General features: G+C 31.1%; 13 protein-coding genes. All 13 read right to left on the bottom strand.

Annotated elements, in window-relative coordinates:
• Nucleotides 1-269: 269 nt before the first annotated feature.
• The 13 genes from psyc5s11_RS00385 to udp all read right to left on the bottom strand — a co-directional run bounded on the left by psyc5s11_RS00385 (nucleotide 270) and on the right by udp (nucleotide 14,685).
• Entirely contained in the window at nucleotides 270-2,264 is a 1,995-nt protein-coding gene (locus psyc5s11_RS00385) for a methyl-accepting chemotaxis protein (protein WP_224035718.1), read from the bottom strand.
• 264 nt (nucleotides 2,265-2,528) lie between these two features.
• Nucleotides 2,529-4,520 (bottom strand): transketolase, encoded by a 1,992-nt coding sequence (gene tkt / locus psyc5s11_RS00380; RefSeq protein ID WP_224035717.1) that lies wholly within the window; start codon nucleotides 4,518-4,520, stop codon nucleotides 2,529-2,531.
• 145 nt (nucleotides 4,521-4,665) lie between these two features.
• Complete coding sequence (gene deoC, locus psyc5s11_RS00375) at nucleotides 4,666-5,316, bottom strand: deoxyribose-phosphate aldolase (RefSeq protein WP_224035716.1); 651 nt, start codon at nucleotides 5,314-5,316, stop codon at nucleotides 4,666-4,668.
• A gap of 79 nt (nucleotides 5,317-5,395) precedes the next feature.
• Nucleotides 5,396-6,043 carry a fructose-6-phosphate aldolase gene (gene fsa / locus psyc5s11_RS00370; RefSeq protein WP_224035715.1) on the bottom strand — a complete coding sequence of 216 codons (648 nt, stop codon included), beginning with the start codon at nucleotides 6,041-6,043 and terminating at the stop codon, nucleotides 5,396-5,398.
• A gap of 38 nt (nucleotides 6,044-6,081) precedes the next feature.
• Nucleotides 6,082-6,966, bottom strand: a complete 885-nt coding sequence (locus psyc5s11_RS00365) for an ABC transporter permease (protein WP_224035714.1) — start codon at nucleotides 6,964-6,966, stop codon at nucleotides 6,082-6,084.
• Nucleotides 6,956-8,083: an ABC transporter permease gene (locus tag psyc5s11_RS00360; RefSeq protein ID WP_224035713.1), complete on the bottom strand. Its 1,128-nt coding sequence runs from the start codon at nucleotides 8,081-8,083 to the stop codon at nucleotides 6,956-6,958. The genes psyc5s11_RS00365 and psyc5s11_RS00360 overlap by 11 nt, the downstream gene beginning before the upstream one ends.
• The gene (locus tag psyc5s11_RS00355) at nucleotides 8,058-9,608 is read right to left on the bottom strand and encodes an ABC transporter ATP-binding protein (RefSeq protein ID WP_311196398.1); all 1,551 of its coding nucleotides are present in this window, start codon (nucleotides 9,606-9,608) and stop codon (nucleotides 8,058-8,060) included. Before psyc5s11_RS00355 ends, psyc5s11_RS00360 begins: the two co-directional genes overlap by 26 nt.
• Nucleotides 9,609-9,705: 97 nt before the next feature.
• Nucleotides 9,706-10,752 (bottom strand): BMP family lipoprotein, encoded by a 1,047-nt coding sequence (locus psyc5s11_RS00350; RefSeq protein WP_224035712.1) that lies wholly within the window; start codon nucleotides 10,750-10,752, stop codon nucleotides 9,706-9,708.
• Nucleotides 10,753-10,774: 22 nt separating this feature from the next.
• On the bottom strand, nucleotides 10,775-11,488 hold the full coding sequence (gene deoD, locus psyc5s11_RS00345) for a purine-nucleoside phosphorylase (RefSeq protein ID WP_224035711.1): 714 nt from the start codon (nucleotides 11,486-11,488) through the stop codon (nucleotides 10,775-10,777).
• 31 nt (nucleotides 11,489-11,519) lie between these two features.
• On the bottom strand, nucleotides 11,520-12,152 hold the full coding sequence (locus psyc5s11_RS00340; protein ID WP_224035710.1) for a YczE/YyaS/YitT family protein: 633 nt from the start codon (nucleotides 12,150-12,152) through the stop codon (nucleotides 11,520-11,522).
• Between the two features lie 40 nt (nucleotides 12,153-12,192).
• On the bottom strand, nucleotides 12,193-13,383 hold the full coding sequence (locus psyc5s11_RS00335; protein ID WP_224035709.1) for a phosphopentomutase: 1,191 nt from the start codon (nucleotides 13,381-13,383) through the stop codon (nucleotides 12,193-12,195).
• Nucleotides 13,384-13,467: 84 nt separating this feature from the next.
• Nucleotides 13,468-13,869, bottom strand: coding sequence for a cytidine deaminase (gene cdd, locus psyc5s11_RS00330; protein WP_224035708.1), 402 nt, complete (start codon nucleotides 13,867-13,869; stop codon nucleotides 13,468-13,470).
• Nucleotides 13,870-13,902: 33 nt separating this feature from the next.
• Complete coding sequence (gene udp / locus psyc5s11_RS00325; RefSeq protein WP_224035707.1) at nucleotides 13,903-14,685, bottom strand: uridine phosphorylase; 783 nt, start codon at nucleotides 14,683-14,685, stop codon at nucleotides 13,903-13,905.
• Nucleotides 14,686-14,847 lie beyond the last annotated feature (162 nt).

Raw genomic sequence — 14,847 nt, 5'->3', positions numbered from 1 at the left:
TAGTATTTGCAGAAGTAATTAATATATACTGGACATTTAAAGATTCTTCGGAAAATTAAATCCTTTGAGCCAATCTACATATTATTGAATTATTTATTTCAGTTGATCATAAAGTATCATTTCTTTAATTCTATATTAATGTATTCAAATGAAGGTGGAGCTATTTCAACTCCACTTTCACTATGGTATATTTGTGTTTTTAGCAAAATAACTATCTCTCAAGCAAACGATTTGTTTATTTTTATAAATTCTATTTAACAATGAACATATTACATGGTAAATTTCCCAATCTCACTATTCAATTCTTCTATTAAATTTATTAATTTTCTAGATACACTTTCAATTTCACTACTTGATATTTTAAATTCATCAGATGTTGCAGATATCTCTTCAGTACTTGCCGCTAATCCTTCTGAAACTTTACTAACATTTTCTATAGATTGTAAAATTACATTCTTTTTATTATTATTATCTTCTGATAATGTAACTAACTGATTTATTTTTAACGTAACATCTTTAATTAGCTTAGTCATTTCTTCAGTTGATTTCATTGTTGTATTCAATTTTTCTTTCTGTTCTTTTATTTCTAAATCCATATTTTTAGTTGAATCAATCATATTTTTGCTTTTAGCTAAAACTTCATCTATAACATTAGTAATCTCAGATAAAGAAAGTGTGGTCTTTTCTGATAACTTTCTTATTTCTTCTGCTACAACACTAAAACCTCTCCCTGCTTCTCCAGCTCTGGCAGATTCTATGGCAGCATTTAATGCAAGAAGGTTTGTCTGATCTGCTATAGACTTAATTGTTGTCGTAATATTACTAATATTAGAAACCTTATCATTTACATCTCGTATTACCAAATTAAAGTTATCAAAACTATAACTAAAATTATTTAGTGACCCATTTAACTTTTGCATTTCTCCATTATTATCAAATAACTTACATTCTATTGAAGATGAAATTCCAGCCGCAATATTAATATTATTATTCATATTTTCAATATTTTCTCCAAAAGACTCCATTTGTTCTTGAATAGTCAATACTTCTAATGATTGACTAGTATTTCCTTCTGCTGTATCATGCATGATAATAGAAATTCCCTTTGCACCCAAAGTAATTTTTTCAGAAGCATCCTCCAATAAAACTGATTGATTATTTAAAACAGCTGTATCATTTTTCATAACATTAATTACTTTGCTTATTGAATTAATGGTCTTTACCAATGATCTGCTTATACTTCCTATTTCATCTAATTTTTTCAGTTCTTCATCTTTTATTGGCACATTAAAATTACCACTTGCTAAAATATCTATATTATTTTTTAAGTAAATTAATCTATTGCCAAGATTTTTACCAACCTTGTAGAGTACTGTAATAAGAATAGTAGTTGCAATTATAGCAATGACAAGTATATATATTATTATATTTACTAAATCCTTATATACTTCCTTTGAATTAATTTCAAAAGCTAAAGACCAATTAGTAGTTCCTTCAATTTTACAATATGCTACCGTTTTATTATCATAAGTACCTATTCCTGATTGTCCAGCTATCATTTTCTTATGAATTTTTGATAATCCACCTAATTTATTATTTTCCTTAGAATTTTGTATTATATTAACCTTTTTTCTTACATCATCAATATTTTCAGAAGCAATAATATTTCCATCCTCATCTAATATATATGAATTTCCTAAATTAAAATACTTTAAATCCTTTATACTGTTAGACAGATAGCTACTATCAAATGTACATGTTAAATAACCTACAACTTCATAATTGTATATAATAGGTACTCCTATGAAGATAATTTGTTCATTTGTATTTTCTATAAATATAGGAGTACTAACATATGTGTTCCCAGCCATTAATATCTTATATTGTGGTTCCTTACTAGTATCACTCTCAAACCCATCAGTACTTCTTAAATATCCATCTTTACCGACTATTCCTATGGATCTTATATTGAATTTATTTGTATATTCCTTTAAGAATTCTTTCTTTTGACTAAATGTTTTATTAGGATTTGCAATAGCTTCATTTGTGGCAATTGAATTTGCCAATACAATTTTTTTGTTTATATCTTGCGTAACTAAATTAGCCGAATCACTTATCATTCTTTGCATAGTGCTAGTCTTTGTCTCTACTAAGGTATTTTTAGTAATCAAAATAATTGTTAAAACAACTATTATAAAAATTACGCTAAATAGTATTCCTAATTTTTTTATTAGTGTGCCCCCAATTGTAACATTTTTCTTCATTAATTTCCCCTCCAATTTTAATTAAAATTATTTATACGCATATATAACTTAAATAAATTAACAATGTTATTTCTAAAACATTAGTTATTTATTCTTTAAATAATAAATAACTAATAAATATTCTTTAATTAGATACTCTACCTAAATAACCTTTAGGCATAATAATAATCTAAAAATACTCATTAGTTATACTGTACACTCCAAATTCATTAAAATTATATATTGCAAACCGCTGAGAAATAAATTACTAAAAATATTATTTAACTATTTCTTAATAACATTAATAGCACTTTTAATAACATTCTCAACAGTAAATCCAAATTGTTTAAATAATGTATCTGCATTTCCTGATGCTCCAAAAGTATCTAATGAAATAACATCTCCATCAAGACCTACATATTTATGCCATCCAAAACTTGTTAATGCTTCAACAGCAACTCTTGCTCGAACTTTATTTGGCATAACTGATTCCTTATAAGCTGCATCTTGAGCTTCAAATAATTCGAATGATGGCATACTTATAACTCTTGCATCTATTCCTTTAGTAGCTAATTCATCAGCTGCTTTAAATATTAATTCAACTTCTGAACCTGATGCCATAAGAAGTACATCTGGAGTTTCTTTTTTAGAATCTTTAAGAATATATCCACCCTTTAATGCTCTTTTTGCACATCCATCATATAATGGCAACTTTTGTCTTGTTAAAACTAATGACGTTGGTGTAGTTCCATTAGTTATAGCATAATACCAAGCTGCAGCTGTTTCCTTTGAATCAGCTGGTCTAAATACTGTCATATTTGGCATACTTCTAAGTGCTGCTAATTGTTCTATTGGTTGATGAGTTGGCCCATCTTCCCCAACACCAATGCTATCATGAGTTAAAACATAAGCTACAGGAAGATTCATAAGAGCTGATAATCTCATAGCACCCTTCATGTAATCACTGAATACGAAGAATGTTGAACAGAATACCTTAAGTCCACCATGTACATACATACCATTAACTATAGCTGCCATTGCATGTTCTCTAACTCCAAAGTGAAGATTTTGTCCGCTTCTGTCTGTGTCTGAGAAATCTCCCTTGCCAGCCATATAAGTTTTATTTGAAGGAGCTAAATCTGCTGATCCTCCTACTAAATTAGGAATAATTTGAGCTAATCTGTTTATCAAAATTCCTGAAGATTCTCTTGTAGCCATTTCTTTATCAAAGCCCCAGAATTCTTCATTATTTAATAATGCTTCTTTATCAACTTCACCACTCATCCATGCAGCATATTCTTTTGCAAGTTCAGGGTACTCTTTAGAATATTCACTGAATAATTTATTCCAAGCTGATTCTTTTGAAACACCTTTTTCTATGTGTTCATTCATATTTGAATACACTTCATCTGGTACATAGAAAGCAGGTTCTGTTTTCCAACCTAAGTTTTCTTTCATTGCAATTACATTTTCAGCACCTAGTGGTTCTCCATGAGCTGAAGCTTTTCCTTGCTTTGCAGGACATCCAAAACCAATTTGATTTTTAACTATTATAATTGAAGGTTTTGAAGTTTCTGCTTTAGCTGCTTCTATTGCACTTTCTATTGCATCTATATCATTTCCATCAGCAATTTTTAATACTTGCCAGCCATAAGCTTCATATCTTTTAGCAACATCTTCTCTAAATGCTATATCAGTACTTCCTTCAATTGAAATATTATTGGAATCATATAATACAACTAATTTTCCAAGTCCTAAAGTTCCAGCAAGTGATGATGCTTCTCCTGAAATCCCTTCCATAAGACAACCATCTCCACATATTGCATATGTATAGTGATCAACTACACTACAGTTTGGTTTATTAAACTTGTCAGCAAGATGCGTTTCTGCCATCGCCATACCTACTGCATTACATACACCTTGTCCAAGAGGTCCAGTTGTAATTTCAACACCTTTAGTATGACCAAACTCAGGATGTCCTGGAGTTAAACTTCCTACTTGTCTGAAATTTTTAATATCGGAAACTTTTACTCCATATCCAAATAAGTGTAATAATGAATATTCAAGCATTGACCCATGCCCTGCTGATAATACAAATCTGTCTCTATTATCCCAAGTTGGATTTTTTCCATTATGGTTCATTTTTGTCCATAGTGTAAATGCCATAGTTGCTGCTCCAAGTGGAAGTCCTGGATGTCCTGACTTTGATTTTTCAATAGCATCTGCTGAAAGCACTCTTATTGCATTAATAGATAACTTATCTAATTCTCTACTCATTTTTTTCCTCACTTTACCGTTTAAATTTTATAATATAACTTAAATGACACTATTACTATAACTTTTCTATATTGTTATAGTATTTTTTGTTCTTGCATTTTTACAATTTATATTTAGTTTATCTTTTTGTAAAACATGGCAAAACTTACTTGCTTTCATTAACGATAGCAATACTAGCACTTGCACCTATTCTACTTGCACCTGCATTTATCATATCCATAGCAGTTTTATAATCTCTAACACCACCTGATGCTTTTACACCTAAACTTTCCCCTACAGTTTTTCTCATAAGTGCAATATCTTCTTTTGTTGCTCCACCATTTGAAAAACCTGTTGATGTTTTAACAAAATCTGCTTTAGCTTCTTTAGATATTTCACATGCTTTAACTTTTTCTTCATCTGTTAATAAACATGTTTCAATAATAACCTTAACTATTGCCTTTCCTTTAGCTGCATTTATTACTGCTTCTATATCTTCTTTAAAAAGATCATAATTCTTAGCTTTTAATGCCCCTACATTTATAACCATATCTATTTCATTTGCTCCATTTTCAATAGCTTGAGTTGTCTCAAAAGCCTTAGCTTCCTTAGTCATAGCTCCTAATGGAAATCCTATTACTACACAAGTTTTCACATCACTTCCTACAAGTTTAGCGCTAACTAATTTTGCATAACATCCATTTACACAAACAGATGCAAAATTATATTCTTTAGCTTCCCTGCAAAGTTTCTTAACATCTTCAACGGTTGCTTCTGGCTTTAATATTGTATGATCTATATATTTAGCTATATTCATTTTATATCTCCCCTTAATTATATTTTTTGAACTCTGAATTAATTTGTTCTTCAATTTTCAGTTGTTCATTGTTAAAGGCTTATTTACAAAAAGCTGCTGCCCAATCTGCTTTGAACTTTTCTAAACCTTGATCTGTTAATGGATGTTTTACCATTTGCATAACTAAGTTAAAGGGTATTGTTGATATATCTGCTCCAGCTTTTGCTGCTTCAATAACATGAATTGGATTTCTTACACTAGCTGCAATTATTTCTGTTTCTATTCCATGAATTGCAAATATATCTGCGATATTTCTAACTAGTTCCATTCCATCCATTGATATATCATCTATTCTTCCTAAAAACGGACTTACATATGTTGCTCCTGAATTTGCTGCAAGTAATGCTTGTGTTACTGAGAAGATTAAAGTTACATTTGTTTTAATTCCTTCTTTAGATAAAACTTTAGTTGCCTTAAGTCCTTCTGCTGTCATTGGAATTTTTACAATCATATTCTTATGAATTGCAGCAATTTCTCTTCCCTCTTTAATCATTCCTTGTGCATCTTCGCTTATAACTTCTCCACTTATTGGTCCATCTACTATTTCTGTAATTTCCTTTATTACTTCATTAAAGTCTCTTCCTTCTTTTGCAACTAATGATGGGTTTGTAGTTACCCCACATATTACTCCCATTTCATTTGCTTCTTTTATATGTTCTATGTTTGCTGTGTCTAAAAAGAATCTCATTTTCTTACATCTCCTATTCTTTAATTTAATTTATTAACCTAACGAGTTCCTTTTTCATAAGGTATTCCATCAGCCTTTGGTGCAACTGATTTTCCAACAAAAAGAATTAAAACTACAATTGTTAGAATATAAGGTAACATTGCAAGTATTTGTGAAGGAATAACAAAGTTTCCGCCACCTAATACAACAGTCAATGCTTGTGCAAATCCAAATAATATACAAGCTCCATATGCACCATGTGGAGTCCATTTTCCAAAAATAACTGCAGCTAAAGCAATAAATCCTTGCCCACTAATTGCTGTTGGAGTGAATTGTGCAATTATGGCTAGTGTCATAGATGCTCCTCCAAATCCTGCTAGTATTCCAGAGATTATTACACATATGTAACGAATTCTAGTTACACTAATTCCAAGGGTATCTGCTGCTGCTGGATGTTCTCCTACTGCACGAATACGAAGTCCCCATTTAGTTTTATATAAAATAAACCATATAACTACTGTTATTATAACTGCTAAAACAACTGTAATATCTACACTAAATATTTTAGGTAATTTAGTAGTAACCGGTTTAGTCATTGTAGCACCTTCAAATAATAATCTGCATAAGAATAAAGAAAAACCAGATCCTAAGAGGTTTATAGCAATACCTGAAATTGTTTGATCTGCATTAAATGTTACAGAAGCAACTGCATGTAATAAAGCAATTATTCCACCTGAAATTCCTGCTGCCAAGAAACCAAACCATGCATTACCAGTATAATATGCTACTGCTGCACCAGTAAAAGCACCTATAGTCATCATTCCTTCAATTCCAATATTTACAACTCCAGCACGTTCAGATACAACGCCACCTAATGCTCCAAAAATTAATGGTGCTGAATACATGAGCGTAATACTTAATAATAATAATATGCTATTTAACATTTTTTTCACCTCTCTTTAAAAGTTTATCCGCTAAAGCAGGTACAACTTTAGTCAATGCAACAAAGAATACAATAGTACCTATCATAATATTAATTATTTCCGATGGTGCACCTATTGCAGATTGTATAGATTGTCCTCCATATAATAATCCACCATATAATAGACCTCCAAATATACATCCAATTGGAGAACTGCCTGCAATTAATGCAACTGATAATCCATTGAATCCATTATTTTCAAACGCTGCCATAGTAGATAATTTATGCGGTGATGTTCCTGTAATAGCGAGTGCACCTGCAAGTCCTGATAATGCACCTGCAATTATCATTGATTGTATTATATTACGATTAACATTTATCCCTGCAAATTCTGCTGCATCTTTGTTTAATCCAACTGCACGTAATTCATATCCCTTAGCTGATTTATACAGTAGAATTGATACTAACACAGCCATTATAATAGCAACGATAATTCCAACATTTACATCTGTTTTTAGTAAGACTTCTGAAAGCCATTTGTGCTGTGAAAGAAATTGAATTCCAGCATCAGAAGTTTTCCAATTGCCTAGTATAGTAGTAAAACCTGATCCATTAATAGGGTAAGTACTTGTTGAATCTGGTTGATGAAATACATTTGTTGATACAATAAAATTAGATAAATATAATGCAATCCAATTTAACATTATGCTTGTTATGACTTCATGTATTCCAAATTTAGCCTTAAGTAATCCTACAATACCCCCAAATATAGCTCCAGCTATTACACCAGCCATAATTACTATAGGAATTTGTATTATTGCAGGTAAATCTAATTTAATTCCAACCATTGTTGCAGCAATTGTTCCTATTATATATTGACCTTCTGCTCCAATATTAAATAACCCTGTTTTAAATGCAAATGCAACACTAAGACCAGTTAAAATTATAGGTGTTGCTTTGATAATTGTATTTGACATATATTTAGGTTTTGAAAAAATCCCATTAAAAAGTGCACTAAAAGCATCTATTGAATTATATCCTGCTAAACTAAGTACTATTGCAGAAACAACAAATCCCAAAAATATTGCAATAAATGTTGCAGTAACTGGCTTTTTAAGAATCTTTACTACTGTTTTCATTACCTTTACCTCCTGCCATTAATAAACCTATCGTATTTTCATCAACATCTCCTTGCTTAAATGTATCTACAATAGTACCAGCATAAATTACAGCTATAGTATCCGAAACATTCATAACTTCGTCAAGTTCAAAAGAAACTAAAAGAACTGCTTTTCCTTTATCCCTTTCTCTAATTAATGTTTTATGAACATACTCAATTGCTCCTACATCTAATCCACGGGTTGGTTGAACTGCAATTAATAAATCTGGATCACTAGCTACTTCTCTTGCAATTATAACTTTTTGTTGATTTCCTCCGGATAATCCTCTGACAGGCGCTAATTCACAGTTATCAGGTCTTATGTCATACTGTTTTATCATATCCTTAGTATGAGAGATAATTTCTTCATTATTTAAAAAACCATTTTTACAATACGGTTTGCTTTTATATTTTTCTATTACAACATTTTCAGCAACACTAAAATCTAATACAAGTCCTCTTTTTTGTCTATCTTCATGTATTGTTGAGATTTTATGTTTAATTACATTTTCAGTAGTAGTATTTTGTATTTCTGTTCCATTTATTTTAATGGTACCGCTCTCACATCTTGTTAGACATGTAATTGCTTCAATTAATTCCTTTTGTCCATTTCCATCAATTCCTGCAATACCAACAATTTCTCCTTTACGAACCTTAAGTGATAAATTCTTAACTGCATCTAATTTTCTTTCATCCTTTACACTTAAATTATCTATTTCAAACACAACTTCCTCTGGTTTGGCAGGTTCCTTATCAACAACCAATTTAACTGCATGACCTACCATCATAGTAGCAAGTTCTGAACCTGTTACCTCTTTAACATTAACTGTATCTATATATTTTCCTCTACGAATTATTGTACAAACATCAGAGGATTCCTTTATTTCCTTTAATTTGTGTGTAATTATAATTATTGTTTTCCCATCTGCAACAAGATTATTCATAATCTTTATTAAATCTTGGATCTCTTGTGGAGTAAGCACTGCTGTTGGTTCATCTAATATTAATAAATCAGCTCCACGGTATAATGCTTTTAATATTTCAATACGTTGTTGCATCCCTACTGAAATATCTTCAACTTTTGCATCTGGATCTACTTCTAATCCATATTTTTCTACAATATTTATTATTTCTGCGCGAGCTTTTTTCATATCCAATATTCCAAATTTACTTGTAACTTCACCACCTAATATAATATTTTGTGTTACCGTAAAATTTTCAACTAGCATAAAGTGTTGGTGAACCATTCCTATTCCATTTTCAATAGCTATATTAGGGTTCTTTATATTTATCTTTTCACCATTAAGATATGTCTCTCCTCCGTCAGCTTGATATAATCCATAAAGTACATTCATTAGTGTACTTTTACCTGCTCCATTTTCTCCGAGTAGTGCATGAATTGTACCCTTTTTAATATCAATACTGATATCATCTAAGGCACAGAACGAACCAAACATTTTTGTAATTCCACGCATTTGCACTGCATATTGTTTGCTAATTTCCATACCAATATCCTCCCTTAATTTATATGCTTTGCCAACATAGAATTCCTAGTTAGCAAAGCATACCTATTTTTTATATTAATACTATCTTTAAATTCTACTATTTGCCAAATGCTTTAAAAGTTTCTTCATTGAAAGGTGGCACTATTGAACCAGCTTTAATTTTATCTTGAACTTCCATAGCTGCTTTATATACTGCTGGATCCATATTTTTATTTTCAGTTGGAATTCCTACAGCATTTTCTTTTAAACCATAAGTATATGTTTTTCCACCAATTTTATTTCCACTCATAGCCTCTTTTGAAATATTTTCAACTGCAACATTAGCTAATTTCAATGCTGATGTTAAAACATTATCAGGAGCTAAATATGCTTGGTCACGGTCAACACCAATTGCAAATTTATTTGCTTCTTTAGCTGCTTCAATTACTCCTACTCCTACTCCACCAGCTGCATGGAATACAATATCGCATCCAGAAGAGAACATTTTATTTGCTATTGCTTTTCCTTTTGATGCGTCAGAGAAGCTTTCAGCATATTGAACATCTACAGTAATTTCCTTGTTTAATTCTTTTGCTGCATACTGTACGCCTGCTTGATATCCATATTGGAATTGATCTATAATTCCACTTTTTATACCACCAACAAATCCTACTTTATTTGTTTTAGTTGTCTTTGCTGCTGCATAACCTACCATAAATGATGGTTCTTGAGCCCTAAACATAACTCCTGTAACATTAGCTGGAGTCTTATCTCCATATGAGTTGTCAACTATAGCATAGTTAACATCTGGATTTGATTGTGCTGCCTTTGTTATTGCATCTGACATTGCAAAACCAATACCCCAAACTAATTTATTACCACCATCAACAACTTTATCTAAATTAGTAGCATAATCTGATTCTTGCTTAGATTCTAAATAACTTGACTTAGCCCCTTTATTATTTTTTTCGAAGCTTTGTAACCCTTCCCATGAAGATTGATTAAATGATTGGTCATTTACCCCACCTGTATCAGTTACCATTGCAACCTTATATTCCTTTTCACTGCTAGTTCCTTTATCCTCTGTTTTAGTACTACTTGATCCACAACCAACCATAGTTCCCATCATCATTGTTGTCATTAATAATGCGATAATTTTTTTCATAATACTTCCTCCTAAAAATTTATTATTTTGCTATTTCAAGGGCAATTTTCATCATCTCTGTAAAACTCAATTGTCTGTCTTCTGCTGAAAGAGATTCTCCTGTTAATGGACAGTCTGAAATTGTAAGTAAACATAATGCATTCTTTCCAGCCTCTGCCGCATTCATATAAAGTGCAGCAGCTTCCATTTCTACTGCAAGAATACCCATACTTCTCCATTTTTCTAATGCTGTTTTATCTGCATTATAAAATATATCAGATGATAATATATTTCCTATAACAGCATTTATGTTGTTTTCCTTTGCCTTTTCAACTGCACTACTAGTTAAATCAAAGCTTGCAATTGGAGCAAAAGTGCCTGGTAAATTATATTGTGAAGCATAATTTGAATCAGTTGATGCTCCTAAACCGATTACAATATCACGTAAATGTAACTTTTCAGATACACTTCCGGCTGTTCCAATACGAATAATATTATCTACATCATAGTAATTAAATAGTTCATATGAGTAAATTCCTATGGATGGCATTCCCATACCTCCACCCATAACAGAGATACGCTTTCCTTTATAAGTCCCAGTATATCCAAGCATATTTCTAACTGAATTAAATTGAACAATATCTTCTAAAAAATTTTCTGCAATAAACTTTGCTCTTAACGGGTCTCCTGGCATTAATACTGTTTTTGCTATTTCTCCTAATTTAGCTCCATTATGTGGAGTTGGTGTATTTATCATAATTTTATCCTCCCAAAATTTTATTTTAAAATTAACTACTAACAGTTAATTTATTTAACTTAATCAACTTCAAAACTCTCTTATCAAAAACTTCTGATACTTTCTGTATAGTTGGTCCAGCAATTAAAGCTGATATAACTGTAACAGCACCCATTTTCCCACCAAATGTAAATCCTAGTATCAACATACAAATATCACAAATTATTTTTGATGTTTTATATTGATTCTTTATTTTATCTCTTAAAATAACTACAATTCCTGTACATGGGTCCATTCCAATATCTACTGCTATGAAAATACCAACACCTAAAAACAACATTAAACAGCCACAAAAAGCAGTAAATATTCTCCAGTTTAAAGTATTAGGGATGTTAAGCATTTGATGTATTTTAAACCCTAAATCAATAAAGCTCCCCATTGGTACTGCATACACAAACGTCCCTATATTTATATACTTGCGTCCTAGTATGAACATTGTCACTACAAAAGCACAATTTATTAAATTTGTTACTAGTCCAAGTTCTTCTCGTGGAAGTCCACATAAATTGCGGACTCCATCATAAAAAACTGCAACTGGATCATTTCCTAACATTGCTGATGAGTTAAATGAAAGTGCAATACCTACCAACGCAACTCCAACTATTGCTATTAATATCTTTCTCAAAAAATTTTTATATGATTTATTTTTCAATTTATTAATACCTTTAAACAAGTTTATCTAATACTGATTTGCCAATTGTATTTTCAGGCATTTCTAAGCCAAAGTTATCTGCTATTGTAGCACCAATAGCAGCAAAGCTATCGCTTGTTTCCATTAATCCATATTCACTCATAGATGGTGAATATGATAAGAAAGGGACAAATTCACGTGTATGATCAGAACCTTTATAAGTTGGATCATTGCCATGATCTGCAGTAATTATTAGTAAATCATCTTTCTTTAATTTCTCTAATACCTTACCCAAATTAACATCAAACTTTTCTAATTCTTCTGCATAGCCAACTGGATTTCTTCGATGTCCCCATAATGCATCAAAATCAACTAAGTTAACAAAGCATAACCCATTAAAATCTCTGTCCATTATTTCTAATGTTTGTTCCATTCCATGAACAGAACTTTGTGACTTGTTTGATTCTGTTATACCTTCACCATCAAATATGTCATTTATTTTTCCAACAGATATTACATCAAAACCATTATCTTTTAATGTCTTAAGTACAGTTGTTCCAAATGGCTTTAAAGCATAATCATGTCTATTACTTGTACGTTTAAATTCACCCTTTTTCATTCCCAAATACGGCCTTGCTATAACTCTTCCTACTTTCCATTCGTCCTTAAATGTTAATTCTCTTGCAATTTCACAGCAACGATAAAGTTCATTTAATCCAAATGTTTCTTCATGACCACAAATTTGTAAAACAGAATCTGCTGAAGTATATACAATCATATCCCCTGTTTCCATTTGATGTTCTGCAAATTCATCTAAGATTTCTGTACCACTAGCACTTTTATTTCCAACAATTTTATGCCCTGTTCTTTTTATTAGCTCATCTAATAATTCTTTTGGAAAACCTGTATCTGTAAATGTTTGGAATGGCGTTTCTATTTTTAGACCCATCATTTCCCAATGACCAGTCATAGTATCTTTTCCCACACTTGCTTCTGCCATTTTCATAAAGTGAGCTAAAGGCTTTTCAACTGAATCTACATGCTTTATAGAATGTAAATTAGCTAATCCTAACCCTTGTAAATTAGGAATATTAAAATTTTCTACTGATTCTGATATATGTCTAAGTGTATCTACATCAACATCACCATATTCTTTTGAATCATTCATTTCTCCAATTCCAAGTGAATCTATTACAATTGTGAAAATTCTATTATATTTATTCATAATCTTATCCCTCCTAAATTAGTAATCCTAAAAGCTAATCTCATACCTATTAAATAATATGTTCTCCAAAGGTTAAGCTTATTATCATTTCAAATCTTCTTCTGTAAAAGACATTGGCAATAAATCTTGTATATTCGTAACTTTTTCTATTTTATGATTAGATAATACTATCGGAGTATGTTTTTCTAATAATTCTACTAATACTTGGCGACAAGCTCCACAAGGAGTTGCTAATGTTTTTCCTTCACTTACAATAGCTATTGCTTCTATATCCTTTTTACGATATCCATTTGAATAAGCTTGAAAAATTGCATTTCTTTCAGCACAATTTGTTAAACCATAAGATGCATTTTCAATATTTGCACCCATAAAGTATTTATTGTCTTTAGTTAAAACACAAGCACCAACATGATAATTTGAATAAGGTGCATATGCATTTTCCATTGCTTCAAAAGCTCTGTCTAAAATATCTTGATATTCTTTCATATTTGTCCTCCTTGTAAATAAATTAATTTTCTATTAAATCATCTTTTCTTTATCAGCTTTTATTAAATTTCTAATTGATTCTATTGCTACTTCTATTGCTGCTTCTGTATCATGTACTTGTATGTTTTCTAATCCTGCATTTTCACGTTCTTGGTTAGCAACTGTTAAAAATACTGAACCTACTCTTACTTTTAAATAACTTCCTACTACGAATAAAGCTGCTGACTCCATTTCAGATGCAAGGCATCCACATTTTAACCAAGCATTCCATTTGTTTATTAATTCATAACCCACTGGCTTTGTTTCTGGAGAATGTTGTCCATAGAATGAATCTTTGCATTGAACAACTCCAACATGATATATCTTGTCTAAATCTTTAGACGCTTGCACTAATGAATTAATAACATCAAGATTCGCAACAGCAGGGAATTCAATTGGTGCATATTCCTTACTAGTACCTTCCATTCTAATTGCTCCAGTGGCTATAACCATATCTCCGCCTTTAACATTTATATCCATTCCTCCGCATGTACCTACTCTAACAAAAGTGTCAGCACCGCATCTTACCAATTCCTCTAATGCTATAGATGCTGATGGTCCACCTATTCCCGTTGATGTAACACTTACTTTTACATCATCTAAAAAACCAGTATAAGTAACATACTCTCTATTATCTGCAATTAACTTTGGATTATCAAAGTATGTAGCTATCTTCTCACACCTCTTTGGATCACCTGGCATTATAACGTACTTTCCTACGTCTCCCTCTCCAACATTAATATGATATTGCTTACCCGAATCCTGTGAATAATTCATATTTATCCCTCCATTTATTTTTTATATAAACTAGTTTCAGAATACGATTACAATCGTATCATAAAAAAAATAAACATCTTTCAAGCTTGTCTATCAACTTGTATATTTGTCTACTCCTAGAGAATAACATGTCTATTGTTCCATGTCAAGTAGTTTAAAACT

The organism is Clostridium gelidum (genome assembly GCF_019977655.1).
Lineage (GTDB): Bacteria > Bacillota > Clostridia > Clostridiales > Clostridiaceae > Clostridium > Clostridium gelidum.
This window is presented reverse-complemented; position numbering and strand designations above follow the sequence as displayed.